Origin of the sequence: Cupriavidus sp. UME77 (assembly GCF_014170355.1) — a bacterium.
Classification (GTDB): Bacteria; Pseudomonadota; Gammaproteobacteria; order Burkholderiales; family Burkholderiaceae; genus Cupriavidus; species Cupriavidus basilensis.
The window spans coordinates 201,059-226,813 of record NZ_LZZU01000086.1; the positions used below are offsets into that span (position 1 = coordinate 201,059).

Annotated in this window: 21 protein-coding genes; 8 read left to right on the forward strand and 13 right to left on the reverse strand. The window is 66.5% G+C overall.

The features are described from left to right. Positions 1 to 7: 7 nt before the first annotated feature. The 4 genes from A9975_RS32585 to A9975_RS32600 form a co-directional block, all read right to left on the reverse strand. On the reverse strand, positions 8 to 997 hold the full coding sequence (locus tag A9975_RS32585) for a DMT family transporter (protein ID WP_255504154.1): 990 nt from the start codon (positions 995 to 997) through the stop codon (positions 8 to 10). 10 nt (positions 998 to 1,007) lie between these two features. Beyond that, positions 1,008 to 1,646: a LysE family translocator gene (locus tag A9975_RS32590; protein ID WP_183036331.1), complete on the reverse strand. Its 639-nt coding sequence runs from the start codon at positions 1,644 to 1,646 to the stop codon at positions 1,008 to 1,010. Positions 1,647 to 1,663: 17 nt separating this feature from the next. Beyond that, the gene (locus tag A9975_RS32595; protein ID WP_183036332.1) at positions 1,664 to 2,380 is read right to left on the reverse strand and encodes an alanyl-tRNA editing protein; all 717 of its coding nucleotides are present in this window, start codon (positions 2,378 to 2,380) and stop codon (positions 1,664 to 1,666) included. 91 nt (positions 2,381 to 2,471) lie between these two features. Continuing rightward, positions 2,472 to 3,164, reverse strand: a complete 693-nt coding sequence (locus A9975_RS32600) for a VOC family protein (RefSeq protein WP_183036333.1) — start codon at positions 3,162 to 3,164, stop codon at positions 2,472 to 2,474. A gap of 198 nt (positions 3,165 to 3,362) precedes the next feature. Between A9975_RS32600 and A9975_RS32605 the strand changes: the two genes are divergently transcribed. The 4 genes from A9975_RS32605 to A9975_RS32620 all read left to right on the forward strand — a co-directional run bounded on the left by A9975_RS32605 (position 3,363) and on the right by A9975_RS32620 (position 8,819). After that, a complete protein-coding gene (locus A9975_RS32605; RefSeq protein ID WP_241754535.1) occupies positions 3,363 to 4,784 on the forward strand; it encodes a PLP-dependent aminotransferase family protein in 1,422 nt (473 codons plus the stop codon). Positions 4,785 to 4,953: 169 nt separating this feature from the next. Further along, positions 4,954 to 6,867 (forward strand): molecular chaperone HtpG, encoded by a 1,914-nt coding sequence (htpG, locus tag A9975_RS32610; protein ID WP_174428148.1) that lies wholly within the window; start codon positions 4,954 to 4,956, stop codon positions 6,865 to 6,867. Positions 6,868 to 6,994: 127 nt separating this feature from the next. After that, on the forward strand, positions 6,995 to 7,513 hold the full coding sequence (locus A9975_RS32615; RefSeq protein WP_183036335.1) for a DNA-deoxyinosine glycosylase: 519 nt from the start codon (positions 6,995 to 6,997) through the stop codon (positions 7,511 to 7,513). A gap of 169 nt (positions 7,514 to 7,682) precedes the next feature. Further along, the gene (locus tag A9975_RS32620; RefSeq protein WP_183036336.1) at positions 7,683 to 8,819 is read left to right on the forward strand and encodes a PLP-dependent cysteine synthase family protein; all 1,137 of its coding nucleotides are present in this window, start codon (positions 7,683 to 7,685) and stop codon (positions 8,817 to 8,819) included. Positions 8,820 to 8,848: 29 nt separating this feature from the next. Here the strand turns inward: A9975_RS32620 and A9975_RS32625 are convergent, their stop codons facing one another. Further along, positions 8,849 to 9,544 (reverse strand): mobilization protein, encoded by a 696-nt coding sequence (locus A9975_RS32625; protein ID WP_150986351.1) that lies wholly within the window; start codon positions 9,542 to 9,544, stop codon positions 8,849 to 8,851. Between the two features lie 261 nt (positions 9,545 to 9,805). On the opposite strand from A9975_RS32625, the gene A9975_RS32630 reads away from it, so the two are divergent. Together A9975_RS32630 and A9975_RS32635 are read left to right on the forward strand one after the other, a co-directional pair. Then, complete coding sequence (locus A9975_RS32630; RefSeq protein ID WP_183036337.1) at positions 9,806 to 10,561, forward strand: tetratricopeptide repeat protein; 756 nt, start codon at positions 9,806 to 9,808, stop codon at positions 10,559 to 10,561. A 74-nt stretch (positions 10,562 to 10,635) separates the two neighbouring features. After that, positions 10,636 to 11,532, forward strand: a complete 897-nt coding sequence (locus A9975_RS32635; RefSeq protein WP_150986349.1) for a spermidine synthase — start codon at positions 10,636 to 10,638, stop codon at positions 11,530 to 11,532. A 77-nt stretch (positions 11,533 to 11,609) separates the two neighbouring features. Here the strand turns inward: A9975_RS32635 and A9975_RS32640 are convergent, their stop codons facing one another. After that, positions 11,610 to 13,244, reverse strand: a complete 1,635-nt coding sequence (locus A9975_RS32640) for an ABC transporter substrate-binding protein (RefSeq protein ID WP_255504156.1) — start codon at positions 13,242 to 13,244, stop codon at positions 11,610 to 11,612. 258 nt (positions 13,245 to 13,502) lie between these two features. Between A9975_RS32640 and A9975_RS32645 the strand changes: the two genes are divergently transcribed. Next, a complete protein-coding gene (locus A9975_RS32645; RefSeq protein WP_183036338.1) occupies positions 13,503 to 14,177 on the forward strand; it encodes a tRNA (guanosine(46)-N(7))-methyltransferase TrmB in 675 nt (224 codons plus the stop codon). 57 nt (positions 14,178 to 14,234) lie between these two features. Here the strand turns inward: A9975_RS32645 and A9975_RS32650 are convergent, their stop codons facing one another. The 7 genes from A9975_RS32650 to prpB all read right to left on the reverse strand — a co-directional run bounded on the left by A9975_RS32650 (position 14,235) and on the right by prpB (position 23,425). Then, on the reverse strand, positions 14,235 to 15,437 hold the full coding sequence (locus A9975_RS32650) for a DUF2863 family protein (protein WP_183036339.1): 1,203 nt from the start codon (positions 15,435 to 15,437) through the stop codon (positions 14,235 to 14,237). A 132-nt stretch (positions 15,438 to 15,569) separates the two neighbouring features. Beyond that, positions 15,570 to 15,716 (reverse strand): hypothetical protein, encoded by a 147-nt coding sequence (locus A9975_RS32655; RefSeq protein ID WP_183036340.1) that lies wholly within the window; start codon positions 15,714 to 15,716, stop codon positions 15,570 to 15,572. 273 nt (positions 15,717 to 15,989) lie between these two features. Then, on the reverse strand, positions 15,990 to 18,695 hold the full coding sequence (acnA, locus tag A9975_RS32660) for an aconitate hydratase AcnA (RefSeq protein ID WP_183036341.1): 2,706 nt from the start codon (positions 18,693 to 18,695) through the stop codon (positions 15,990 to 15,992). Between the two features lie 293 nt (positions 18,696 to 18,988). Then, on the reverse strand, positions 18,989 to 20,440 hold the full coding sequence (locus tag A9975_RS32665; protein WP_183036342.1) for a bifunctional 2-methylcitrate dehydratase/aconitate hydratase: 1,452 nt from the start codon (positions 20,438 to 20,440) through the stop codon (positions 18,989 to 18,991). A 119-nt stretch (positions 20,441 to 20,559) separates the two neighbouring features. Continuing rightward, positions 20,560 to 21,096, reverse strand: a complete 537-nt coding sequence (locus tag A9975_RS32670; RefSeq protein ID WP_183036343.1) for a hypothetical protein — start codon at positions 21,094 to 21,096, stop codon at positions 20,560 to 20,562. A gap of 196 nt (positions 21,097 to 21,292) precedes the next feature. Next, positions 21,293 to 22,450 carry a 2-methylcitrate synthase gene (gene prpC / locus A9975_RS32675; protein ID WP_183036344.1) on the reverse strand — a complete coding sequence of 386 codons (1,158 nt, stop codon included), beginning with the start codon at positions 22,448 to 22,450 and terminating at the stop codon, positions 21,293 to 21,295. A gap of 66 nt (positions 22,451 to 22,516) precedes the next feature. Then, the gene (gene prpB, locus A9975_RS32680) at positions 22,517 to 23,425 is read right to left on the reverse strand and encodes a methylisocitrate lyase (protein ID WP_174428721.1); all 909 of its coding nucleotides are present in this window, start codon (positions 23,423 to 23,425) and stop codon (positions 22,517 to 22,519) included. A 287-nt stretch (positions 23,426 to 23,712) separates the two neighbouring features. On the opposite strand from prpB, the gene prpR reads away from it, so the two are divergent. Beyond that, positions 23,713 to 25,755 (forward strand): propionate catabolism operon regulatory protein PrpR, encoded by a 2,043-nt coding sequence (prpR, locus tag A9975_RS32685; RefSeq protein WP_183036345.1) that lies wholly within the window; start codon positions 23,713 to 23,715, stop codon positions 25,753 to 25,755.

Consider the following 25,755-nt stretch of genomic DNA (forward strand, 5'->3'; position numbering starts at 1 on the left):
TCTCCAGTCAGAGGGATCGTGCCGTAGGGGCAGGGTGGGGTTCTTCGACGGCGGGCGCGGGCATGGGACTCGCGGGGGCGCTGCGCACGGCGGTTCGGCGGCCCAGGGCTACCACGCCGATCACCGCCACCGCAAACGCCAGGGTGACGGCATCGAGCGGCTCGGCCAGCAGCAGGGCGCCGCCCGCCAGCGTGAGGAACGGCTGCAGCAATTGTATCTGCCCGACGCGCGCCACGCCGCCTTTTGCGAGCCCGGCGTACCAGAACAGGAAGCCGATGAACATCGAGAAGACGGAAACATAGCCCATGCCGAGCCAGGCGCGCGGCGAGGCGGCTGCGATCTGGCCGGCATGCGCAAGCCCAAGCCAGGCCACCACCGGCAGCAGCAGCGGCAGCGCCACGGCCAGTGCCCAGCTGATGGTTTCCAGCCCGCCAAGCTCGCGCGACAGCTTGCCGCCCTCGGCATAGCCCAGCGCGCCCAGCACCATCGCCGCGAACAGCAGCCAGTCGGCATGCTGCAGCCCGCCGGCGCCCTGCCACAGGGCAAAGGCGACCACCAGCGCGCTGCCGGCGGCGGCCGACAGCCAGAACGCCGGCGACGGCCGCTCGCGGCCGAACCAGGCGGCGAAGACCGCCGTGGCCAGCGGCAGCAGGCCGGTAATGATGGCGCCGTGGCCGGCCGGCACTTCACGCATGGCCAGTGAGGAAAACAGCGGAAATCCCACCACCACGCCCAGCGAGGTCACCCCCAGGCGCCACCACTGGCCGCCCCGGGGACGGCGCGCGCGGGCGAATGCGCCGCGCTGCCATAGCAGCACCAGCGCCAGCAGCGCAGCCACCACCGCACGGCCGAGCGCGACGAAGGTAGCGTCCAGCTCGGCCACGGCCATGCGCGTGAAGGGCAAGGTCTGGCTGAACACGGTCACGCCGATAAAGCCGAGCAGCATGCCGCCGCTGTGGGTGTCGATGGATTGAGCAGGGGTGGTCTTGGCAGCCATGGCGTTTGAATTAGTGCAGGGTGGGCCGGCCAGCCAGCGCAATCCACAGCGCCGTGAGTGCCAGCGCCAGGCCCATTGCGCGGTTGAACCAGCGGATGCGGTGGCCCACCTGCAGCCATTGCCGCAGCGTGGCGCCGATCACGCCATACACGCCATTGCTGACAAAGCCGAACACGCCGAACACCGCGCACACCAGCATGGCCCGATGCACCGGCGACTGCGCGCCCGCCATATACGAGGCGGCCGTCGCCAGCGCCAGCATCCACGCCTTGATATTGGCGTACTGCAGCACGGCCGACTGCCACACCGACAGCGGGCGCAGCACCTGTTTGTCCGACAGCACGGTACTGCGCGCCAGTTTGAGCGCCAGCCACAGCAGGTAAAGCACGCCGGCGGCATGCACCAGCAGCGCCAGCGCCGGGCTGGCCAGGACCAGCGCGCCAATGCCCGCCGCGCACAGCGCCAGGATGCTGGCAAAGCCGAACGCGACGCCCACGCAGTGCGGCAGCGTGGCGCGCAGGCCAAAGTTGGCGCCCGTGACCGCGGCAATCGTTGTGTTGGGGCCGGGCGTGAAGGCGCCGACTGCCATCAGCGACAGCAGCGCGGCGAACTGGGCGGCCGACAGCCCGGTGAGCAGAGCGGGATCCATCTATCGTCCTGCCGCTCTCACGCCGCGAACTGCACGACCACGCGGCGGTTGGTGCGGCTCTTCTTCTCGATCTTGGTCACCAGCACGGCGCCGATCTCGCCGGTGGCCGCCACATGGGTGCCGCCGCAAGGCTGGCGGTCCACGCCGGGGATGTCGATGATGCGGATGACGCCGCTGCCCGCGGGCGGCGCCGCGCCCACCGTGCGCACCAGCTCGGGCTGCTCGGCGAGTTGCTCGGACGTGATGCGCTCCACCTGCACGCGGCTGTCGGCGTCGATCAGCGCATTGAGCTGCTCGGTGAGCACGGCCTTGTCGAGCGTGGATTCCGGCAGGTCGAAGTCGATGCGCGCCGAGTCGGGCGAGATGCCGCAGCCAGTCACTGGCGCCGGGATCAGCGAGCCCAGCAGGTGCAGGCAGGTATGCAGCCGCATCAGCCGGTGGCGGCGCTCCCAGTCGATCGTGACGGCCACGATGTCGCCCACCTCCGGCAGCGCCGTACCCGGCGCCGGGACGTGCAGGATATGGCTGCGGTCCGGGCCGTACACGGTTTCCAGCAGTTCGATGGTCGCGCCGTTGGCCAGCTTGAGCGTGCCGGTATCGCCCGCCTGGCCGCCGCTGCGCGCGTAGCACACGGTCTGGTCGAGCTCGATGCCGTCAGCGTGCACGGCTACCACGGTGGCGGTGCAGCTGCCGAGATAGGCGTCGTCGTCGAAGCGTTTGCGGGTGGCGGACATCAGAGGGGCTCCTTGGTGGTTGTTCTTGTTGTGAAAGTTCTTTTGCGTATTGCGTATTGCGTATTGCGGCGTGCGGCGTGCGGCGTGCGGTTCAGCGCAGCGTGCGCACGCCATCGGGCGTTTCTATCTCCGCGCTCAGTTCGGCGAGCGTGGATGCTTCCGGGACGAACGGGGTGCCGCCCAGCCATTGCAAGGCCTCGGCCAGCCGCGCGGCCTGCGGATGGCGTGCCCGCAGCGAGCGCAGCGCCAGGCCCTGGTTCGGCAGCCGGGACGACGGATGGGTCGATACATCCCACTGGATCAGCGTGGGGAGGATGCCATCGCCCGCCGTCGCCGCGCCGTGCGTGCCATCCGCATCGTCGGCCGGCCACGCGGGCAGGCTGCCATCTTCCGGCACGGTGATGCGCCAGCGCAGGTCGCCACGGGTCATCGGGATGACCGGCGGGATGCGCGTGGGGTACTGCGCCTGCCACAGGGACAGGTCGGTGGGGCGTTCCACCCGCGCGACCCAGTGCATCAGGAAGGGACCATGGCGCAGCCGGGCCTGCACTGCCTCGGTGTCCAGGCCAAACCAGCGCGGCCGCGTGGGGGCCGGTGCCTCGGGGTCGATGGCGATGACTTCGAGGTAGATGCCGCCGAACAGGCCGAGCAGGCAATTGTGGGTGCCCATGCCGGGGTGCGCGCCGCCCGGCTGGGGCATCACGCCGAGCGCGTCGGCGACATGCTGCGCCCCCGCTTCAAGCGTGGGGGCGGCGATCACGAGATGGTCGAGGGCAATTGTCATTGTGTGTTGATGGTAGACAAGGTTGTCGGTACAGTACCGATACAGTTATGCAGAACATTCTCAGTACAGTGGCGGGAGCAAGGCATGAACAGCAGGGAACCGGTTGCGCCAGGGCTCAAGGATAAAGGAGCCGGGGCGGGTAAACAGGAGGGCGCGGCTCCCCAGGCTGGCGAGCAGGTGCGCTCATTGCGCCTGGTCATGCCGCCCCCCACCGAGCGCATGCCCGACCCGGTGCCCTCGGCGCAGATGACGCTGGTGGAGCAGTTGACCGAGTGGGCGCGGCTGCGTATCGACGAGCGGGTCTTCCGCGCCGGCATGCGCATGCCCTCGATCCGCCAGCTCGCGCAGGAAAAGGGCATCTCGCGCTTCACCGTGGTCGAGGCCTATGAGCGGCTGGTGGCGCTGGGCTACCTCGAGTCCCGCCGCGGCTCGGGCTTCTATGTGCGCGAACGCACGCCGCTGGTGGCGGCGGTAGCGCCCGTGGCTACCGGCGCGCGCAATATCGACGTGACCTGGCTGCTGCGCAGCATGTTCCACTCCACCGAGCCGCATAAGTCTCCGGGGATGGGCTTCCTGCCCAACGACTGGCTGGACGGCGAGCTGATCGCCAGCGCGCTGCGCGGCCTGGGACGCCAGCCGGGCAGCCACTTCCTGGCCAGCGGCACGCCGCAGGGCTTCCTGCCTTTGCGCCAGCAACTGCGCAACCGCCTGGCCGAACTGGAGATCGGCGCCACCCCCGAGCAGATCGTGCTCACCTCCGGCATCACCCAGGCGCTCGACCTGATCGCCCGGCTCTACCTGCGCCCCGGCGACGCCGTGCTGGTGGGCGACCCGGCGTGGTTCGTCATGTTCGGCCGCTTCGCCGCCCAGGGCGCGCAGCTGATCGGCATGCCCTACACCGCCGAGGGACCGGACCTGGAGGCGCTGGAGCGCATCCTGCAGGCGCGCCGCCCGCGCCTGATGGTGATCAACTCGGTGCTGCACAACCCCACCGGCACCTCGCTGTCGGCCGCCAAGGCCTTCCAGCTGCTGCGCCTTGCCGAGCAGTACGACCTGCTGATCGTCGAGGACGATATCTATTGCGACCTGTGCCCGCCGGGTCACTCCGCCACCCGGCTGGCCAGCCTGGACCAGTTGCGCCGGGTGATCTACCTGGGCAGCTTTTCCAAGACGCTGGCCGCCAACCTGCGCGTGGGCTTTATCGCCGCCCACCCGGAGCTGGCCGCCAGCCTGACCGACAGCAAGCTGCTGGCGGGCCTGGCTTCGCCGGAGATCAACGAGCGCGTGCTGTACAAGGTGCTGACCGAAGGCCATTACCGCAAGCACGTGGAGCGCGTTCGCAACCGGCTCGACCGGGCGCGCGACGAGACCCGGCGCACCATCGAGCGGATGGGCCTGTCGCTCTTTCCGGGCCAGCACGCCGGCATGTACCTGTGGGCGGACACCGGGCGCGATACCAACGCCATTGCCGTTGCCGGGCATGAGGAGGGCTATCTGTTCGCCCCCGGCAGCTTGTTCTCGCCGTCGCAGATGCCGTCGGGCTGGATGCGCTTCAACGTGGCCAGCAGCCAGGACCCTGCCATGCTGGCCTACCTGGCGCGCCAGCTGGAGCGGCGCTAACCGGGTCCCAACCGTGGCCCAACCGGGCCATGTCTTGAAAACCGCTCGGATGCCCTTATGTCTCGGGTCACCGGCCTGACGCCAGCCTGCAGCCCCCCGGCTGCAGGCGCGTCACATTGCCTAGATTCCCAAATCAGCCAAGTTAGCCAAGATTGTTAAGAGGAGAACCATGACCGCACCGCACGAGACGATGAGCTTCCAGGCGGAAGTGAAGCAACTGCTGCACCTGATGATCCACTCGCTGTACAGCAACAAGGAAATTTTCCTGCGCGAGCTGGTTTCGAATGCTTCCGACGCCACTGACAAGCTGCGCTTCGAGGCGATTGCCAATCCGGCCCTGCTCGAGAACGACGCCGACCTGGCGATCCGCATCGAGGCCGACGCCAAGGCCCGCACGCTGAAGATCACCGACAACGGCATCGGCATGAGCCGCGACGAGGCGATCCGTAACCTTGGCACCATCGCCCGCTCGGGCACCAAGGAGTTCTTCCAGCAGCTCTCCGGCGACCAGCAGAAGGATGCCGCCCTGATCGGCCAGTTCGGCGTGGGCTTCTATTCGGCGTTCATCGTGGCTGACAAGGTCACCGTGGAAACGCGCCGCGCCGGCCTGCCCGCCAGCGAAGCCGTGCGCTGGGAAAGCGCAGGCGACGGCGAGTTCACCGTCGATGCCATCGATCGTGCCGAGCGCGGCTCCACCATCACGCTGCACCTGCGCGAAGGCGAGGACGATTTCCTCTCCGCCTGGAAGATCAAGGGCATCATCCAGAAATATTCCGACCACATCTCGCTGCCGATCCGCATGCCCAAGGAAGTCTGGGATGCCGAGACCAGCGCCTACAAGGAAACGGGCGAGTGGGAGAGCGTGAACCAGGCCAGCGCCCTGTGGACCCGCTCCAAGTCGGACATCACCGAAGAGCAGTACACCGCTTTCTACCAGCACATCGCGCACGACAACGAAGCGCCGCTGGCTTACACCCATAACCGCGTCGAAGGCCGCAGCGAATACACGCAGCTGCTGTACGTGCCGGCGCGCGCGCCGTTCGATATGTGGGACCGCAACCACAAGGCCGGCCTCAAGCTCTATGTGAAGCGCGTCTTCATCATGGACGATGCCGAGCAACTGCTGCCGGCTTACCTGCGCTTCGTCAAGGGCGTGGTGGATTCGGCCGACCTGCCGCTCAACGTCTCGCGCGAACTCCTGCAGGAAAGCCGCGACGTGAAGGCCATCCGCGAAGGCTGCACCAAGCGCGTGCTGTCGATGCTGGAAACGCTTGCGGACAGCGAGGACGAAGCCGAACGCGCCAAGTACACCACCTTCTGGCAGCAGTTCGGCCAGGCGCTCAAGGAAGGCCTGGGCGAAGACGCCGCCAACCTGGAGCGCATCGCCAAGCTGGTGCGCTTTGCCTCCACGCATCAGGACAGCGCCGAGCAGAGCGTGGCGCTGGCTGCCTACGTGGGCCGCATGAAGGAAGGCCAGGACAAGATCTACTACGTCACGGCCGATAGCTGGGCCGCGGCCAAGTCGAGCCCGCACCTGGAAGTGTTCCGCAAGAAGGGCATCGAAGTCCTGCTGCTGACGGACCGCGTGGACGAATGGATGCTGTCCTTCCTGCGCGAGTTCGATGGCAAGGAACTGGTCTCGGTGGCACGTGGCGACCTGGAGCTTGGCGCGCTGGCCGACGCCGACGAGAAGGCCGAGCAGGAAAAGGCCGAAGGCGACTGGAAGGACGTGCTGGAACGCGCCAAGGCCGTGCTTGAAGGCAAGGCCAAGGACGTGCGCGTCACGCTGCGCCTGACCGAGTCGGCATCCTGCCTGGTGTCGGACGAAGGCGACATGAGCGGCTACCTGCAACGCCTGCTGAAGCAGGCCGGCCAGAAGGCGCCCGACGCCCAGCCCATCCTGGAGCTGAACCCCGACCACGCGCTGGTGAAAAAGCTGCGCGCGCTGGTGGAGGCCGGTCCCACGGACGACGCCTTCGGCGACCGCGTGCACGTGCTGTTCGACCAGGCCCTGCTGGCCGAGGGCGGCACGCTCGAGGATCCGTCGATCTACGTGCGGCGCGTCAACAAGCTGCTGGCGTAAGCGCAGCGGGTTTGCTCCCTCCCCGGTCTGCGGGAGGGACCGGGTGAGGGCGGGCGCCGGCGGCAAGCATGATGCATGCAAGCCGCGCAGGCGCTTGTCCGCTCCCGGGGCCAAGTACACTCACCCCATGCCCGTCCCATCTCCCGCATCCCCTCTGGTTCTTCCCCCCGATCTACAGCAAGGCCTTGCACCGGTCATCGATCGGCATATCCGCGTGCTGGTGCTGGGCAGCTTTCCCGGGGCGGCGTCGCTGGCGGCGCAGCAGTATTACGCGCATCCGCGCAACCAGTTCTGGCCGCTGCTGGGCGCGCTGACCGGCGAGCCCCTGCCTGATTTGCCTTACGCCGACCGGTTGGCGCGGCTCCTGTCTCACGGCATCGGCGTGTGGGATGTGCTCGGCGCCTGCGTGCGCGAGGGCAGCCTGGACAGCAATATCCGCCGTCCGCAGGCCAACGACTTCGTGCGGCTCAAGGCGCTGGCGCCTGCGTTGCGCCGCGTCGGCTTCAACGGCGGTACGTCGGGTCGTTTCGCCGCGCAGTTCGAGGCGGCAGGCTATGAGACTGTGGTGCTGCCCTCATCTAGCCCGGCACATGCGGCGCGCAATTTTGAGCAGAAGCTGGCGTTGTGGCGTGCGCTGCTGAACTAAGCGCTGATATTCGTGCCGGCGGGCAAGCCGTCGGCTGCCGCAGAGGGGCAAATTACCGCAAAGCCGCTCAGGCGTCTATGATCGAAATCTCGATATGCCAACCGGCGCGAAGCCGCGCCGGGCGCCCAAGGCCGTTGTTCTGTTCGCAGTCAATTCAGTGAAGGTTCCCATGCCACGCTCTGACTGGACCCGCGAAGCGATTCGCAAGATCGAAGCCGACTTCAACCGCTGCGCCGATACGCACCTGATTCCGCTGGACCTGCCGGGATATCCGCAAATCCGCTTCTATTTCAAGGATGAATCCAGCCATCCGACCGGCAGCCTGAAACATCGCCTGGCGAGATCGCTGTTTCTCTACGCGCTTTGCAATGGCTGGCTGAACGAAAAAAGCACCGTCGTGGAGGCGTCCAGCGGCTCGACGGCCATTTCCGAAGCTTACTTTGCCAGGCTGCTCGGCTTGCCCTTTGTGGCGGTGATTCCGGCGGGTACCTCAAGGGCGAAAATCGAGGCGATCGAATTCTATGGCGGGCGCTGCCAACTGGTTGCCAATCCGGCGGACATCTATACGGAGTCGCACTGCATAGCGGTGGAAACCGGGGGCCATTTCATGGACCAGTTCACCTATGCGGAGCGTGCTACCGACTGGCGCGCCAACAACAATATCGCCGAGTCGATTTTCAAGCAGATGGCTGACGAGGAACACCCGGTTCCGACGTGGCTCGTGGCCAGCGGAGGTACCGGCGGCACTGTAGCAACATTGGGCCGCTACGTAGCCTACAGTCGACATAGAACCCGCATTCTCTGCGCCGACCCGGAGAACTCCGTATTTTTTGACTATTTCAAAAGTACGCTGGCGGGCCAGCCGGACAGCAGCCTGAGCCTGGATGTCGGATCTAGGATCGAAGGCATCGGCCGCCCGCGTGTCGAGCGCTCCTTTATTCCGACGTGCATCGATGCGATGCTCAAGGTGCCCGATGCCTTGTCCTTTGCCGCAATGCGCTATCTGGCCGCGCGCTTCGGGCGTCGCGTGGGCGGCTCGACAGGCACTAACTTCGTCGGTGTGCTGTACCTGGCCGAGCGGATGGCGGCGGCGGGCGAGCAGGGCGCCATCGTTGGCCTGCTGTGTGATAGCGGTGAACGCTACGGCACTACTTACTATGATGATGCATGGTATCGGGCGCAGGGAATTCCCGTCGCGCAGCCCGATGCCCTGATCGCTCGCGCAGTCAACGGCGAACCGCTGCTGACCCGGCAGGCTCATGCGGGGATCGAGGCTGCCGGGCTTGGGATTCGGGGCGCACCCTAGCTGCCGAGATCAACTGGCAGCGCTTCCACTCACAACGCCAGCGCAGCCATCTCCCCATACGCCCGGTTCAGCCAGACCTTGACGCGCTGGCGCTCCAGCATGCCGAGCCCGGTGGCGGCGCGATCCGGATGATTGACCGCGGCCCAGAAGCTGGTGCTTTGCTGGTCGATCTTCTGCATGGTCGTGTCGGGCAGGTGGCGCAGCGTCATCACGCTGGCGCCCAGCGCTTCGGCGCGGGCGCGTTCGCCCGAGGCTTCCAGGATCTCGAAGCGATCGCCGCGGACTTCATTGAGGACCAGCACCAGCTTGATACGGCCGCCAAACTGGTCAAGCCATTGGCGCAGCAGGTCGACCGAGTCGCGGCCCGCATCCATCACGTGCCACCAGGTGAGCGTCAGGCCATGCGCTTCGGCCAGCGCCAGTACGTCGGCATCGTCCATCCATTTTGCAAGTGCGTGCTGCGTCTGGGCCGCGAGGTCGACCAGGATGCGCCGCTGTGGATCTTCCACGGCGTGCTCGATAATGGGGTCCAGGCTGTCGTGCTTGTCCAGCACGGCGGGCGCGGCAAAGTCGGCATAGAAGCGCAGCAGGGCGCCGTGCGATTTGTCGGTGTCGAAGCCAAGGAACGGCATGCTCCGGTCGATAAAATGCTGGGCTAGCAGGCGGGCGACGAGCGATTTGCCGACGCCGCCTTTTTCACCACCGATGAAGTGGATGTAGCTCATATTTACGGATCCTTTGTCGTGGAGGGCCGGGTTGGAGGGAGCGTCTCGGGTTTTGGTGAGGCAAGCCAGGCAGGTAAGCCAGGCAGGCCGGCCGGGAAGCCAGGCGCAGAACGTAAGCGCAAGACAGCCTTACCGTAAAAGGCATTTGTGACAGTAGCAAGTAGCATGCCGCATCGGGCACCCCGGCCGCATCTGTCACAATCACGGCTATGCATGCCGGTGGGAAGTCCGCCGGCCAACGCTTTGCAGGATAGATAGACAATGCCGTATCTAGGAATTGGTTTTCACGTCATCATCGCCGTGTTCTTCGCCGTGCACGCGGTGCGCACCCAGCAGAACATGTACTGGTTGCTGATCCTGTTCGCCTTCCCGGGCCTGGGCAGCGTGGTGTATTTCCTCGCCATCTACCTGCCCGGGCTGCGCCAGACGCGGGGTGCGCGGGCCGCCAAGCGCGCCATTGGCCAGTTGGTCGACCCCAACCGCGCGGTGCGCGAGGCGCGCGACGCGTTCGACCGCGCGCCCACCGTGGATCACCGCATGCGCCTGGGCGCCGCCTTGCTCGAGGCCGGCGAGCCCAAGGCCGCGCTGGAACACTATGAGGCCGCCGCCAGCGGGCCGTTCGCCACCGACCCGGCGCTGCTGCTGGGGCTGGCGCGCGCGCAGTTCGCCACCGGTGGCCATGCCGCTGCCGTGGCTGCGCTGGAGCGCTTGTTCGCCTCCCAGCCCCAGGCCCGCCAGCAAGCGGACCCTGCATTGCTGTACGCTCGCGCGCTGGCCGCATCGGACGCGCCCGGCACGCGGGCCGCATTCGAGCAGGCGCTGACCTGCGCCAACGATGCCGCCGCGCGCTGCCTGTTTGCCGACTGGCTGACGGCCCAGGGGGAGCCAGCTGACCGCGAGCGCGCCCAGGCGCTGTACGCGGAGATCGTGCACGACGGCAAGCACTGGCCGCGCCACGCCCGCGAGCACAACCGGGAGTGGCTGCAGCGTGCCCAGGGCGCGCTCGGCAAAGCCTGATCCCGGATCGATCCGAACTGACTTACGTGCCGCCCCGCTGGGCGGCACGCTTACACGCATTCTTCCTGACCACCATGACTCTTCTCAAACGTAAATCGATTGAAGCCGTGGCCTCGCGCCGTCCCGCGCGCGGCGCGCGCAGCCCCGAGGACGGACGCGGTGCACGCGGCGCGCAAGCTGCGCAGCGCGAGGAAAAACGCATGACACCACGCTTCGCGCCGGTGACCTTCTCCGAGATGGACGGTGTGCGCTACCTGCATTTCGGCACCGAATGGGTGCAAGGCGCCATGCGCCTGCGCAAGCCCGATGCCATCGAGCTGGAGTACGCGCAGCAGATGATGGCGTGGCTGTTGTTCCTGTCGCCCTCGGCGCCGGAGTTTCACGTGACGCAGCTGGGCCTGGGCGCGGCTGCGCTCACCAAGTTCTGCCATCGCCAGTTCAGCCGCGCGCGCGTGACGGCGGTGGAGCTCAACCCGGCCGTGATCATTGCGGGCCGCAGCATGTTCGGCCTGCGTGAAGACGACGAGCGCCTTACCGTGCGGGAGCAGGATGCGTGGGATTACGTGATGGATGGCGCGCACACCGGCGCGCTGGATGTGCTGCAGGTGGACCTGTATGACGCCACCGCGCGCGGGCCGGTGCTTGACACCACGGCGTTCTACAAGGCGTGCCGCCGCGTGCTCAAGGCGCCGGGCGTGATGACGATCAACCTGTTCGGCGACCACGACAGCTTCCCGAAGAACATCGTGCGGATCTGCGAAGCGTTTGATAACCGCGTGCTGGTGTTCCCCGAAGTGCACGACGGCAATGTCATTGCGCTTGCCTTCAATGGGCCGGCGATCGATGTGTCGTGGGATGTGCTGGAGATTCGCGCGAAGGTGCTGGAGGATACGACCGGGTTGCCGGCGCGGGAATGGGTGAAAGGCTTGCGCGCGGCAAACGCGAACCAGGAAGACGGCCTGCGGATCTGATTCAAGCCGCCAGGTAGCTGGCGGCGCCGGGTTCAACGCCCGGCGCCGCCTCGCGAGACGCCGCTCTGCTCTCTCGCTTACTGCTTGTGGAAGAACTGCGCCAGCGACCATTCGTCGGTGCGCGCTTCGTATTTCAGGTCCTTGCGCATGGCCCACATCGCCAGCTGGCTGTGCGAGGGGATGATGGCGTGGTCGGCCAGGGCGAACCTGGCTGCGGCGCGGGCGTTCTCCTCGCGGGCCTTGTCGCTGGTCACCGTGGTCAGCGATTTCTCGATCAGCTGGTCGAGCTGGGTATTGCTGTATTTGCCCCAGTTCCACGTGCCGTATCCCGTCTTGGGGTTCGGCGTGCCAGTGATCGATCGCAGCGCCACGTCGGCCGCTGCCGAACCCCAGCCCAGCATCTCGAAGGCAAAGTCGCCCTGGCGTGCGCGGGTGAAGTACGCGGCGACCGGTAGCGTTTCCACCTTGGTCTGGATGCCGATGCGCGTGAGCATGCTGGCGGTGGCCTGGGCCACGGCGGCATCGTTCAGGTAGCGGTTGTTGGTGGCGTGCAGCGTCAGGCCGAAGCCATCCGGATAGCCCGCCGCGGCCAGCAGCTTCTTGGCGCCTTCGGGGTCATAGGCATCCGGCTTGGTGCCGGGGTGGCCGAAGATCTGCGGCGAGACGATCGACGAGGCCGGCACGGCCAGTCCTTCCATGATGCGGCTGACGATGGCGTCGCGGTTCAGCGCGTGGCTGATGGCGGCACGCACGCGTGCGTCCTTGAAGGGGTTCTTGCCCAGCGGCTTGCCGGCCTTGTCGGTGACGTAGGGCGGGTTGTCGCGCGACTGGTCCATCTGCCAGAAGATGGTGCGCCACGAGACCTGCTGCTCGATGCGGAACTTGGGGTTCTGCTTGAGCTTGGCCACGTCCGCGGACGGCACGCTTTCGATCACGTCGACGTCGCCGGACAGCAGCGCCGCGCTGCGCGCGCCATTGTCCGTGATGATGCGAAAGATCGCGCGATCCCATTCCGTCTTCGGGCCCCAGTAGTCGGGGTTCTTCGCCATCACGATTTCCTGCCCGCGCGCGAAGCGCACGAACTTGAACGGGCCGGTGCCGATCATCGCCTTGCCGGAGTCGAAATCCGCCTGGCTCAGCGTGGCAGCTACCTTCTTCGGCATGATCGGCACGCTGTTAAGGTCGTTGGCCAGGTTGGCATAGTTCGGCACGCTCATGGTCAGGCGCACGGTCAACGGGTCGGGCGTGTCGATGCGCGCGATCGGCTTGGTGTAGCTGGTGAAGGAGCCCGGGCTGTTGGTGAGCTTGTCGGGGCGCTCGAGCGAGGCCTTGACGTCTTCGCTGGTAAACGCCGTGCCGTCATGCCATTTCACGTTGGGGCGCAGCTTGATTTCCCAGGTGATGGCGTTGACCGGTTTCCATGACAGCGCCAGGCCGGGGATATAGCGGGCGTTCTTGTCGAGGAACACCAGCGACTCGAAGATATGCAGCGCGATGGCGTTGTTGGGGCCGGAGTTGTTCCACTGCGGGTCCATCGAGGTCACATCGGCGGACAAGCCGATGCGCAGGTCTTCGGCCTGCGCGGCATCGGCGGGCAACAGCATCAGCGCGGCACTGCCGAGCGCGAGCGCGGCACCGGCTTGCAGCAGCGCGCGGCGCGGCATCATGGCGGTGAGGCTGGAAGTGTGGCGTGTGCGGCGTGTGGCGGTCATCGGGATGCGCTCCTCGTACGGGCCGCCGCCCGGATGGGATGGCGGCGGCGGGTTCTCAGATGGGGTGGCGGGACACGCTTGGGCGGCCCGCTTGTCCACCCCGGTTGCCCGCATTGTGCCGTCAAAACGACATCTGCGTGCGACATCGACGTCATATCCTTATGCTCGCAGCAGTGGATGGCATTTGTCCACGCCCGTCGCCAGAGCCGCAATCCCCGGCAAGCCCGCGGCGCTCGGCGGCCGGGTAGAATCCCGCCCATGTTTGCTAACTCCCGCACCATCACCTCGGCCCAGGCCGATGTCCACGACCACCTCGAGGCGCGCCTTGCCCGCCACCTGGCAGAGCCCTTTCGCAAGCCCATCGGCGAGCCAAGCCGGCGCGCGCTGGATCTTGCGTTGCAGCAATGGCAGCAGGCCGGGGCGGCCCCGCTGATCCTGGACGCAGGCTGCGGCGTGGGGGAGAGCACCTTGCGCCTGGCCACGGCGTTCCCCGGGCATTTTGTGATCGGCGTGGACCAGTCGGAAAAACGGTTGACCGGGGGGAAGGACTGGTGGGATGGCCCGATGCCGGGCAATTTTGCCTGGGCGCGCGCGGACCTGGTCGACGTCTGGCGGATGCTGCAGTCCGATCGCATCGCGGTGGACCGCCACTACGTGCTGTATCCCAACCCCTGGCCCAAGATCGGGCACCTGGGGCGGCGCTGGCAGGGGCATGCGGTGTTCCCGGCGCTGGCTGCGTGCGGCCGGTACCTGGAGTGCCGCAGCAACTGGCAGGTCTATATCGACGAGTTTGCCCAGGCCCTGGCGCTGGTTGGCCGGCCTGCGCAGGTCGAACTGTGGCAGCCGGCCGAGGCCATCACACCGTTCGAGCGCAAGTACGCAGCCTCCGGCCATGCGCTGTGGCGCTGCATCAGCCCGACGGCCGCCGGCTGAAGAAAAAACAGCCCGCGCAAGGCGAGCCGTTGGTCAGGCAGGGCGAAGCGACGCAGCTTAGTGGAACAGCGGCTGCTGCGTGGGCGCGTCTTCCGGCAACTCGGCGTGGACGATCTCGCCAGAGCGGTCGGCGTAAAGCGGCGTGCCGCAGTCTTCGCAATACTCGGGGTCGAACAGCGCGGCGTGGCGGAAGATGTCTTCCACCCCGGCGTTGCGCAGTTCCTCGCAGATCTGCTCCAGCGGGTTGTCCTTCTCGCTGGCATCGATCTCGCCGGACTCACGGCCGTACACCGGCCAGACGATGCCGTAGATCACATCCTTCTCGCCGCGCATGGTGAAGCCTACACGGTATTCCTCGACTTCCTCTTCGCCGAATGCCGCCACCACGGCCGCCATCTGGCCGGCCGGCACATCCAGCGTGCCGCACAGGTAGTTGACGGCGGCGCGCACGGTCAGCGGGCGGATGCTCTTGTCGGATTCGCGACAGGACAGGAAGAAGGCGTCGGGCAGCAGCAGGTCGAACTCGCAGCCGGGCATCAGCAGCGCGATCGAGGGCTGCACCTGGGTGCGCCATTGCTCCAGGCAGACGCTGCGCTCGGCATGGTGTTCCTTGGCGTCTTCCTGCCAGCGGAACAGGGCCTGCTCGTGCGGCGCCACCACCACGGCCAGCAGATAGCGCGGATCAGCCAGGATCGGCGCGGTTTCCGGCAGGTCCCGCAGGTCGACCTTGGGCGTGGTGCCGGCCATGGCAGCCGATACCAGCTTGTAGGTCAGGGCAAAGGTGTCGCTGTGCGTGCGCGGCAGCTGGTCGATGCTGTACAGGTAGGGCGATAGCGCCATCTTGGTGTTGGCCGCCAGCACATGCGCCTGCATGTGCACAGCCAGCGTCTGCGACAGCTCGGGCTTGAGCGCGCCGGACGGGATGGCGTAGCGGGTGTGGGCCAGGATGGGCGCGGCGATCAGCAGGGCGTCGTAGCTGACGCCGTCGATTTCGACGGTAGCCGATTCGGCCAGGGTCTCGGCTTGCTCGGCAAGCACGTCGGAGGCGTCGGCGTTGTGCTTGAACAGGTGTTCGAGCGCTGCGTCGAGCGCGGATTGGCTGCCGTTCTTCAGGAGCCGGCCCAGGCGTTGCGAAAGACGCCGCTCCCAGTAGCCATCCTCCATGCGGCTGCCCGAGGCATCGAGCGCAAGCGCATCGGCCACCAGACGCTCGGCGTCAGGCGAAAGACGTTGGGTAGCCTTGGGGCGAAAACCTGCCATAAGTCGAAATCATCCGTTTTTCGGTAAAACGGTATTCTACTCGCTGCGTTGACAAAAAAAGCCGCCAGGGGGCCGGGCGGCTGTATTGCGGTGCGTCAGGCAGCGCCGCGCAGCGGCGGAACCGGCCGGGTTTTACTTCTGCGCGGGCGCTTGCGCAGCCTCCGGCGCGTGGGTTTCCACGCCGTGTTGCTCGCCGCCCATCGAGATGTCGCCGCCTTTTGACAGCATATACAGTGCGGCGCCGGCAATGACGGCGAATGCGATGAAAATCTTTGCCATGATGTCTCCTGTGCGTTTCAGGCGGGGTTGGCCGGCATGGCTGTCCCGCGCAAGGCGTTTTCTTTGTGGATGACGGGCAGTTTGGCAGGGCAGCCTTGCGTGGAACTTACACCGGTCAACACTTGGGGTAAGCCCGGTACAAGCGACGGCTGATGCGCTTTAGGGCCAGCGCGAATGGCGCCCCAAAGAAAAACGCCGCTGGCCATGGCCTCCGAAAGAGGCGCAGAGCCAGCGGCGTCACCCCTTGGCCTCGAAGGGCCAGGGGCACTCCGGTCAGGCAGCCAGCAACTGACGCAGCACGAACGGCAGGATGCCGCCGTGGTTGTAGTAGTCGACCTCGATCGGGGTGTCGATGCGCAGCAGCACCGGCACGCGCTGCACGTCGCCATTGGCGCGCTTGATCACCAGCGTCACGTCCTGCTGCGGCTTCAGGTCGCCTTCGATGCCTTCAATGTCGAAGGTCTCGTTGCCGATGATGCCCAGCGTCTGCACGCTGTCGCTGCCCTTGAACTGCAGGGGCAGCACGCCCATGCCGACCAGGTTGGAGCGGTGGATGCGCTCGAAGCTGCGCGTGATCACGGCCTTCACGCCGAGCAGCTGGGTGCCCTTGGCGGCCCAGTCGCGCGACGAGCCGGTGCCGTACTCTTCGCCGCCGAACACCACGGTGGGCGTGCCTTCGGCGATGTACTTCATGGCGGCGTCGTAGATCGACATTTCGTCGCCGGTGGGCTGGTGCAGCGTGACGCCGCCTTCCACGCGCGAGCCGTCTGCCTTGACCGGCAGCATCAGGTTCTTGATGCGCACGTTGGCAAAGGTGCCACGCATCATGACCTCATGGTTGCCGCGGCGCGAGCCGTAGCTGTTGAAGTCCGCCTTGAGCACGCCGTTGGCCAGCAGGTACTTGCCCGCGGGCGACGTTTCCTTGATGGAGCCAGCCGGCGAGATGTGGTCGGTGGTCACGGAGTCGCCGAAGACGCCCAGCGCGCGCGCATTGCGCACGCTCGACTGCGTGGCGGCCGGCTCCATGCCGAAGCCGTCGAAGAAGGGCGGCTCGGCGATATAGGTGGACTTCGGCCAGTCGTAGACCTGGCCCTTGGTGCCCTTGACCTTGGCCCACAGCTTGCTCGGCTTCTTGACCTGCTCGTAGTTGACCTTGAACACCTTCGAGTCCATCGCGTACTTCATCAGCGCGTGGATTTCTTCCGAGGTCGGCCAGATGTCGCCCAGGTAGATCTCGCGGCCGCCCTTGCCCGTGCCCACCGGCTCGGTCATCAGGTCGCGCGTGACGTTGCCGGCGATGGCGTAGGCCACCACCAGCGGCGGCGAGGCCAGGAAGTTGGCGCGGATGTTCGGGTGGATGCGTGCTTCGAAGTTGCGGTTGCCCGACAGCACGGCGGCGGCCACCAGGTCGTTCTTGGTGATGGCCTCGTTCAGTTCCGGCGTCAGGTCGCCGGCGTTGCCGATGCAGGTGGTGCAGCCGTAGGCAGTCACGCCGAAGCCCAGCTTTTCCAGGTACGGCAGCAGGCCGGCGGCTTGCAGGTATTCCGTTACCACGCGGCTGCCAGGGGCCAGCGACGTCTTGATGTGCGGCGCCACCTTGAGGCCGGCTTCCACCGCCTTCTTGGCCAGCAGGCCGGCGGCCAGCAGCACGCTCGGGTTGGAGGTGTTGGTGCAGGACGTGATGGCGGCGATCAGCACGTCGCCGCTCTTCACGTTCACGCCGTCGGCCGTGGTGTAGGTCTTGTCGAGTTCCGCGATGTCCTTGTTGAAGCCGTTCTCGGCGGTCGGCTTGGCGAACAGCGAGGCAAAGGTGGACTTGACGTTGCCGATTTCGATACGGTCCTGCGGGCGCTTGGGGCCGGCCAGCGAGGGGGCCACGGTGCCCAGGTCCAGCGTGACCACATTGGTGTAGTCGATTTCGCCGGCCTTGGGCACGCCGAACATCTTCTGGGCACGGAAGTAGCCCTCGAAGGCGGCAATTTCTTCTTCGGTGCGCCCGGTCCCCTTGAAGTAGTCGATGGTTTTCTCGTCGACCGGGAAGAAGCCCATGGTGGCGCCATACTCCGGTGCCATGTTGCCGATGGTGGCGCGGTCCGGCAGTGCCAGGCTGGCCGTGCCTTCGCCGAAGAACTCGACGAACTTGCCGACGACCTTCTCGCGGCGCAGCATTTCGGTGATGGTGAGCACCAGGTCGGTTGCCGTCACGCCTTCGCGCAGCCGGCCCTTCAGTTCCACGCCGACCACGTCGGGCGTCAGGAAATAGACCGGCTGGCCCAGCATGCCGGCTTCCGCCTCGATGCCGCCCACGCCCCAGCCGACCACGCCGATGCCGTTGATCATGGTGGTGTGGCTGTCGGTGCCGACCAGGGTGTCGGGGTAGTACACGCCGTCCTTCTTGTGCACGCCGCGGGCCAGGTACTCCAGGTTCACCTGATGCACAATGCCGAAGCCCGGCTGCACCACGCCAAAGGTATCGAAGGCCTGCATGCCCCATTTCATGAACTGGTAGCGCTCGTTGTTGCGCTGGAACTCCAGTTTCATGTTCAGGTCCAGCGCGTTCTTCTCGCGGAAGTGGTCAATCTGCACCGAGTGGTCGACCACCAGGTCCACGGGAACCAGCGGCTCGATCTTCTTGGGGTTCTTGCCCATCTTCTCGGCCACGTTGCGCATGGCGGCCAGGTCGGCCAACAAGGGCACGCCGGTGAAATCCTGCAGCACAACGCGCGCAACCACGAAGGGGATCTCGTCGACACGCTCGGCGACGGGCTTCCAGTGGGCGAGCTGCCTGACGTGCTCCTCGGTGACCTTTTTGCCGTCGCAATTGCGCAGCACCGATTCCAGCACGACGCGAATCGACACCGGCAGGCGCTCGACCGCCACGCCTAGTGCCTTGCCCAGTTGCGGCAGGGAGTAGAACTGGCCCTTGCTCGACGGGCCGGTCTTGAATTCTTTTAGCGTCTTATTGAGATTGTGGGGCATTGCCTTACTCCAATCGAAGGATGGTGCGGACTTGCTTGGACTCGTAAATCGTCTATCGCCGCCGGCTGCCGGAGAAGCAGGGTTGCCGCGCGGCGCGCGGCGCGGGTCGCGCGCCGTGTTCATGCCTACTGCTTTTCTTGCTGATCGATCTTGCAGGACTGCTTTGCTGCTGAATCGCTAAACCAAGGTACGTGCCGCGTGGATTTTAGGCCAATGCGTCAGCCGCCGTCAGCCCCCATTGGCTTTGGCGCGCGCGAATCCGCACTGTTTTTTGCTCAGGCCACCCAGTTCACTCAGATCACGTACAGGTCGACATACTCATTGACCGGCATGGCCTCCAGGCGCGCCTGGTCCAGCGACACCGCCAGGATCGCTTGCTGCTGCCTGGCCGGAAAACGGCGGGCCAGGTTGGTCTTGAACTTCTCCACCAGCAGCGGGATGCCCTCGTCGCGCCGGCGCTTGTGGCCGAGCGGGTAGTCCACCACGACTTCGGGCAGCACCGTGCCGTCGTCCAGCGTAACGGTCAGCGCATTGGCGATGGAGCGCTTCTCCGGGTCGTGGTAGTCGGCGGTGAACTGCGGATCCTCCACGCACACGATCTTGTCGCGCAGGGCGTCGATACGCGGGTCCGCCGCAATCTTGTCTTCATAGTCCTCGGCGGTCAGCCGGCCGAACAGCAGCGGCACCGCCACCATGTACTGGATGCAGTGGTCGCGGTCGGCGGGGTTGGCCAGCGGGCCCTTCTTGTCGATGATGCGGATGCAGGCCTCGTGGGTGCGGATGGTGACCTGCCCGATCTGCGCTGCCGTCTTGCCCGCGGCGGACAGCTGGCCGTGCAGGGTCATGGCGGCCTCCACCGCGGTTTGCGCGTGGAATTCGGCCGGGAAGGCGATCTTGAACAGCACGTTCTCCATCACGTAGGTGCCATACGGGCGCTGGAACCTGAAGGGCTGGCCCTTGAACAGTACGTCGTAGAAGCCCCAGCCCTTGGCGCTCAGCACCGAGGGATAGCCCATCTCGCCGGTCCGGGCGATCAGCGCCAGGCGCACCGCGCGGCTGGTGGCGTCGCCGGCGGCCCAGCTCTTGCGGCTGCCGGTATTGGGGGCGTGGCGGTAGGTGCGCAGCGCTTGCCCGTCGACCCAGGCAAGGGACACCGCGTTGAGGATTTCGTCACGGGCGAGGCCGAGCATCTGCGCAACCACGGCGGCGGAAGCCACCTTGACCAGCACCACGTGGTCCAGGCCCACCTTGTTGAATGCGTTTTCCAGCGCGATGCAGCCCTGGATCTCATGGGCCTTGATCATGCCGGTGAGCACGTCCTTCATGGTCAACGGCTTGCGCCCGGCGGCCACGTTGTTGCGCGAGAGCCAGTCGGCGGTGGCAAGGATGCCGCCGAGGTTGTCGGACGGGTGGCCCCATTCGGCGGCCAGCCAGGTGTCGTTGAAATCGAGCCAGCGGATCATGGCGCCGATATTGAAGGCGGCCTGGATCGGGTCGAGCTGGAATTGGGTGCCGGGCACCTTGGCGCCGTTGGGGACTACCGTGCCGGGCACGATCGGGCCCAGCAGCTTGGTGCAGGCCGGATACGACAGGGCTTCCAGGCCGCAGCCGAGCGTGTCGATCAGGCAGTTGCGGGCCGTGTCGTAGGCCAGCGCGCTCTTGACCTGATACCTGGTGACGTAGTCGACGATGTCGGCCAGGACCGGGTCCGGTTCGGGGCGGACGTTCGAAATAGGCGCGGACATGGGGTTCCCTCGGATGTTTGTGCTTCCTGGTGCCCATGGTGCCGTAGCCGGACAATGCCAGGCTACGGCCCCTTACTACTGATTACCGCTTACTGCTCTTGCTGCTTACAGGTTGGTGCTTACTGCTTGGGGGCGGCCGGTGCTTGGGAGGCATCGGCTGCCGGTGCCGACGGGGCGATCAGCAACGGGGTGGCTACCGGAGCGCGCAGCGCGCCTGCCTGGGTCGGGGCCGAGCCGCCAGCCTGCATGTCCGCGGTCTGGCACTCGTCGGCCAGGCGCTGGCCGGCGTTCTTGTTGAACAGCATGGCCTTGCTCGGGATCACGACCAGGTCCAGGCCGGAGCGGGCGTCGAAGTAGCGGTCGGCGCCGGTTACGGTGGACAGGCGGGGCAGGCGGTATTCCTTGCCCTCCCAGTTCACGGTGATGACTTCATCGCGTTGCATGTTGCCGCCGATGTACAGGACATGGCCCAGTTCACACTGCCATTTTTCACCGCTCGGGACGACTGCGGGTGCTGCGGCCGCGGTCTTCTTGGTGCTTTTCGCAGGGGCCTTCTTGGCGGGAGCGGCCTTCTTGGCCGGTTCCTGGGCCATCGCAACGCCAGCGGTGGTCAGCGTAAAGGCGCCGATGCAGGCGGCGAGGACAAGATGCTTCATTCTGTGGGTTCCTTCTGGAGTTGGGTCAATGGCGGTGGCTTGCCGGCAAGGCCGGCAGTCATATCCGCCGCTATTCTCTACGATTTGAAAGTCGGGGCGTAGTGCCCCTACCATCCGTTACATAATTCGCGGCAGCCCCAGGCCGGGCAAGGGGGCGCCTTCGCTACATGGCAAGCCGGTTTGCGGCCTGCCCAGCCTATTTCCGTTTTCCGATCGGCACGAACTTCAGGTTTTCCGGCCCGGTGTAGTTGGCGCTGGGGCGGATGATCTTGTTGTCGATGCGTTGCTCGATGATATGCGCAGCCCAGCCCGAGGTGCGCGCGATCACGAACAGCGGGGTGAACATGGCGGTGGGCACGCCCATCATGTGATAGCTCACCGCGCTGAACCAGTCCAGGTTGGGGAACATCTTCTTGGCGTCCCACATGGTGGTTTCCAGGCGCTCGGCGATGTCGAACATCTTCATCGAGCCGGCATCCTTGGACAGGCGCCGCGCCACTTCCTTGATCACCTGGTTGCGCGGGTCGCCGGTGGTGTACACCGGGTGGCCGAAGCCGATCACCACTTCCTTGTTCTCCACGCGGCGCGAGATGTCGATATGCGCCTCGTCCGGGCTGTCGTAGCGCTTCTGGATCTCGAACGCCACTTCGTTGGCGCCGCCGTGCTTGGGGCCGCGCAGCGCGCCGATGGCGCCGCAGATCGACGAGTACATGTCCGAGCCCGTGCCGGCGATCACGCGGCCGGCGAAGGTGGAGGCGTTGAACTCGTGCTCGGCGTACAGGTTGAGCGAGGTCTGCATGGCGCGCTCCCACAGCGCGGAGGGCTTCTGGCCGTGCAGCAGGTGCAGGAAGTGCGCGCCGATGGTGTCGTCGTCGGTCTCGACTTCGATGCGCCGTCCGTTATGGCTGTAGTGGTACCAGTACAGCAGCATGGAGCCCAGGCTGGCCATCAGGCGGTCGGCGATGTCGCGCGCGCCGGGGGTGTTGTGGTCGTCTTTTTCCGGCAGCACGGTGCCGAGCACGGACACGCCGGTGCGCATCACGTCCATCGGGTGGGCGCTGGCGGGCACCCATTCGAGTGCGGCCTTGACGTTGGCGGGCAGGCCGCGCAGGGCCTTGAGCTTGGCCTTGTAGGCAGCCAGTTCGGCGCGGGTGGGGAGCTTGCCGTGCACCAGCAGGTGGGCGATTTCCTCGAATTCGCAGGTCTCGGCGATGTCGAGGATGTCGTAGCCGCGGTAGTGCAGGTCGTTACCGGTACGGCCGACCGTGCACAGCGCGGTATTGCCGGCGGTCACGCCCGACAGGGCGACGGATTTCTTCGGCTTCGGGGCGGCTAGCGGTTGCGCTTCGGACATGGGGGAAGTCTCCTTGGGGTTGCTGTGCTCGTGTGCTCGTGTGCTGTTCGGGTGCTGCTGATGTGCTTACTTGGCCTTGCCCTGGGCAAACAGGGCGTCCAGTTTCTGCTCATAGGCGTGATAGCCGATGCTTTCGTACAGCTCGGCGCGCGTCTGCATGGTATCGACCACGTTTTGCTGCGTGCCGTCGCGGCGGATTGCAGCGTACACGTTTTCGGCGGCCTTGTTCATGGCGCGGAAAGCCGACAGCGGGTAGAGGACCATCGACACGCCGGCACCACCCAGTTCCTCGGTGGTGAATAGCGGCGTAGCGCCAAATTCGGTGATGTTCGCCAGCACCGGCACCTTCACGGCGTCAACGAACTTGCGGTACATGGCCAGGTCGGTCATGGCTTCCGGGAAGATGGCGTCGGCGCCGGCTTCCACGCAGGCCACGGCCCGCTCGATGGCCTTGTCCAGGCCTTCCACGGCCAGTGCGTCGGTGCGGGCCATGATGACGAAGTTCTCATCGGTACGGGCATCGACGGCCGCCTTGATGCGGTCGACCATTTCGCCCTGCGAGACGATTTCCTTGCCCGGACGGTGGCCGCAGCGCTTGGCGCCGACCTGGTCTTCGATATGCATCGCGCCCGCGCCGAACTTGATCAGCGACTTGGTGGTGCGCGCCACGTTGAAGGCGGAGGCGCCAAAGCCGGTGTCCACGTCGACCAGCAGCGGCACATCGCACACGTCGGTGATGCGGCGCACGTCGGTCAGCACGTCGTCCAGGTTGGAGATGCCCAGGTCCGGCAGGCCGAGTGAGCCCGCGGCCACGCCGCCGCCAGACAGGTAGATGGCGCGGTAGCCCGCCCGCTTGGCCAGCAGGGCATGGTTGGCATTGATCGTGCCGACGACCTGCAGGGGATGCTCATCGGCCAGTGCCTGGCGGAAACGGGCGCCGGCGGAGCGGGCGAGGTCGGAAGTGGAGAAGGTCATGATCATCGCTTTAGGAGTGGACGGCTGATAAGCGCAAGGGGTGTGCCAGCTTGCATTTGGCTGCGCATCGGGCCTCACCCAGGAGCGCGGGCGTAGGGCAGTGCCCTTGTCAGGCCTGGGCTGGCGGCGATTCCCGAGGCTTCGTGGCCGGCCCCTGCGTTGCGTCCCTGATGTGTGGTGAATTTCAAATTTGAAAGGATTGCATTTCAATATTGAAATGCAATCCGCGGGGGCGCACAATCTCAAGATTAGCGCCATCCGGCGTCTTTGCAGCGTTTTCCGCCTCCATGCAATCCGGCATCCTCCCGTCCATTCCCCCCTCCGGCGCCGCCACGCCGGCCCGCCCGCGGATCTGGGCGATCGGCATCAGCCGCCTGTCCCGGGCCTTTGCCGACCTGATCCCGGCCTACGCCGCGCAAGCCGAGTTCCGCATCGTGGGCAAAGGCTACGCGGCGGCGGCCAGCGCCGTCGCCCGCGAAGCGCGCGAGGGCAGGCTCGATGCCGTGGTGGCGGGCGGCTCCAATGGCGCCTACCTGCGCCAGCACGTCGATGTGCCAGTGGTGCTGGTCAAGGTGACGGGCTTCGATGTCATGAGCGCGCTGGCGACGGCGCGGCGCATCTCGCCGAAGGTGGCGCTGGTGACACACGCCGCCACCTATCCGGAGGTGGACGAATTCGTGCGGTCTTTTTCGCTGTCCATCCCCGCCTACACGTACCTGACCGAGGACGATGCCGCCGCCCGCGTGAAGGCCCTCAAGCAAGAGGGCGTGAAAGTGGTAGTAGGGCCCGGCATGGTGACCGACCTGGCGGACAAGATCGGCCTGATCGGCGTGTTCCTGTACTCAGGCAATTCGGTGCGGGGCGCGCTGGAGGATGTGATCGAAGCGGCTCGCTTGCGCCGCATCGAGTCCGGCCGGCGCGACTACGTCAACACCATCCTGGCTCACCTGAACGAAGGCGTGGCCGCGGTCGACGCGGATGGGCGCATCCAGACATACAACCCGGCCATGGAGCGTTTTCTCGGCACGGCGCCGGCCGCCGCGCTGGGCCGCAAGCTGCAAGCGCTGGCCCCCGCGCTGTCGCTCGATGGCGTGATGCAGAGCGGCAGCAAGGAGCTCGAAGCCATCCACAAGCTTGGCGACAAGATGGTGGTGGTCAACCGCATCCCCATCGTCACCGAGAGCGGCGCCACCGGCGCGGTGCTGACGCTGCAGGATGCCAATGCCATCCACCGGGTCGACCGCAACCTGCGCTCGCGCAGCCGTGCGCGGCCGGCTGGCGTGCGCTACAGCCTGGACGACCTCGCCGGCGCATCCCCTGCCATGCATCACCTGCGCGAACTGGCGCGGCGCTATGCGGCGGTGGATTCCACCGTGCTGGTGGGCGGCGAAAGCGGCACCGGCAAGGAGGTGCTGGCCCAGGGCATGCACGACGCCAGCCCGCGCCGCGTATTCCCGTTCGTGGCGGTCAATTGCGCGGCGTTCCCCGAGACCCTGCTGGAAAGCGAGCTGTTCGGCTACGAAGAGGGCGCCTTTACGGGCGCACGCCGCGGTGGCAAGGCGGGCTTGTTCGAGTCCGCCCACAATGGCACGCTGTTCCTGGACGAGGTGGGCGATATGCCGCCCGCGCTGCAGACCCGCTTGCTGCGCGTGCTGCAGGAAAAACAGGTGCTGCCGATCGGCGGCCTGGATGCCGTGCCGGTCAATGTGCGGGTGATCGCCGCCACGCACCGCAACCTGGGCGAGCTGGTCCGCCAGGGCAGCTTCCGCCAGGATCTCTACTACCGCCTCAATATCCTGCGCATCGAGATGCCGCCGCTGCGCGAGCGCGCCGGCGACCTGCCCGAGCTGGCGGAACTGCTGTACCGCCGTGCCCAGGAGCGCCTGGGGCAGCAGGCGCCGCAGCCGCTGCCGCAAGCGGTGCGGGCGAGGCTGGCGGGCTATGCCTGGCCGGGCAATATCCGCGAACTGGAAAACGTGACCGAACGCATCGCCGTGCTGGTAGCGGGGCGCAAGCTGGCACCCCGGGATTTGCTGGAGGAACTGCAGGCGGCGGCGCCGGAGTTGTTTGGCACGGAGCCGCAAGGTGATCCTGCGCCGCCGGCTGGTGGGTTGCGCGGCGCGGCGGATAAGACAGACGCGGGAGGCACGGGAGGTAGGGGGGGGCACGATTCGACTGAGGCCGGCTCGCTCGCAGGTGTGGCACGCGTCAGCCAGGCCGAGCATATCCGGCGCGTGCTGGCGCAATGCGGGGGCAACCGTGCCGCCGCCTGTCATCAGTTGGGCATCAGCGCCACGACCCTGTGGCGGCGCCTGAAAGAGGCGCCGTAG

Excerpts from the sequence above, each read along its gene's own strand:
- A9975_RS32585 (WP_255504154.1), bottom strand. The coding sequence starts at position 997 with ATGGCTGCCAAGACCACCCCTGCTCAATCCATCGACACCCACAGCGGC.
- prpC (WP_183036344.1), bottom strand. The coding sequence starts at position 22,450 with ATGTCCGAAGCGCAACCGCTAGCCGCCCCGAAGCCGAAGAAATCCGTC.
- A9975_RS32640 (WP_255504156.1), bottom strand. The coding sequence starts at position 13,244 with ATGACCGCCACACGCCGCACACGCCACACTTCCAGCCTCACCGCCATG.
- A9975_RS32595 (WP_183036332.1), bottom strand. The coding sequence starts at position 2,380 with ATGTCCGCCACCCGCAAACGCTTCGACGACGACGCCTATCTCGGCAGC.
- A9975_RS32625 (WP_150986351.1), bottom strand. The coding sequence starts at position 9,544 with ATGAGCTACATCCACTTCATCGGTGGTGAAAAAGGCGGCGTCGGCAAA.
- A9975_RS32615 (WP_183036335.1), top strand. The coding sequence starts at position 6,995 with ATGCCCGTCCCATCTCCCGCATCCCCTCTGGTTCTTCCCCCCGATCTA.
- prpB (WP_174428721.1), bottom strand. The coding sequence starts at position 23,425 with ATGACCTTCTCCACTTCCGACCTCGCCCGCTCCGCCGGCGCCCGTTTC.
- A9975_RS32650 (WP_183036339.1), bottom strand. The coding sequence starts at position 15,437 with ATGGCAGGTTTTCGCCCCAAGGCTACCCAACGTCTTTCGCCTGACGCC.
- A9975_RS32620 (WP_183036336.1), top strand. The coding sequence starts at position 7,683 with ATGCCACGCTCTGACTGGACCCGCGAAGCGATTCGCAAGATCGAAGCC.
- prpR (WP_183036345.1), top strand. The coding sequence starts at position 23,713 with ATGCAATCCGGCATCCTCCCGTCCATTCCCCCCTCCGGCGCCGCCACG.
- acnA (WP_183036341.1), bottom strand. The coding sequence starts at position 18,695 with ATGCCCCACAATCTCAATAAGACGCTAAAAGAATTCAAGACCGGCCCG.
- A9975_RS32600 (WP_183036333.1), bottom strand. The coding sequence starts at position 3,164 with ATGACAATTGCCCTCGACCATCTCGTGATCGCCGCCCCCACGCTTGAA.
- A9975_RS32635 (WP_150986349.1), top strand. The coding sequence starts at position 10,636 with ATGACTCTTCTCAAACGTAAATCGATTGAAGCCGTGGCCTCGCGCCGT.
- A9975_RS32605 (WP_241754535.1), top strand. The coding sequence starts at position 3,363 with ATGCCGCCCCCCACCGAGCGCATGCCCGACCCGGTGCCCTCGGCGCAG.
- A9975_RS32655 (WP_183036340.1), bottom strand. The coding sequence starts at position 15,716 with ATGGCAAAGATTTTCATCGCATTCGCCGTCATTGCCGGCGCCGCACTG.
- A9975_RS32630 (WP_183036337.1), top strand. The coding sequence starts at position 9,806 with ATGCCGTATCTAGGAATTGGTTTTCACGTCATCATCGCCGTGTTCTTC.
- A9975_RS32670 (WP_183036343.1), bottom strand. The coding sequence starts at position 21,096 with ATGAAGCATCTTGTCCTCGCCGCCTGCATCGGCGCCTTTACGCTGACC.
- htpG (WP_174428148.1), top strand. The coding sequence starts at position 4,954 with ATGACCGCACCGCACGAGACGATGAGCTTCCAGGCGGAAGTGAAGCAA.
- A9975_RS32590 (WP_183036331.1), bottom strand. The coding sequence starts at position 1,646 with ATGGATCCCGCTCTGCTCACCGGGCTGTCGGCCGCCCAGTTCGCCGCG.
- A9975_RS32665 (WP_183036342.1), bottom strand. The coding sequence starts at position 20,440 with ATGTCCGCGCCTATTTCGAACGTCCGCCCCGAACCGGACCCGGTCCTG.
- A9975_RS32645 (WP_183036338.1), top strand. The coding sequence starts at position 13,503 with ATGTTTGCTAACTCCCGCACCATCACCTCGGCCCAGGCCGATGTCCAC.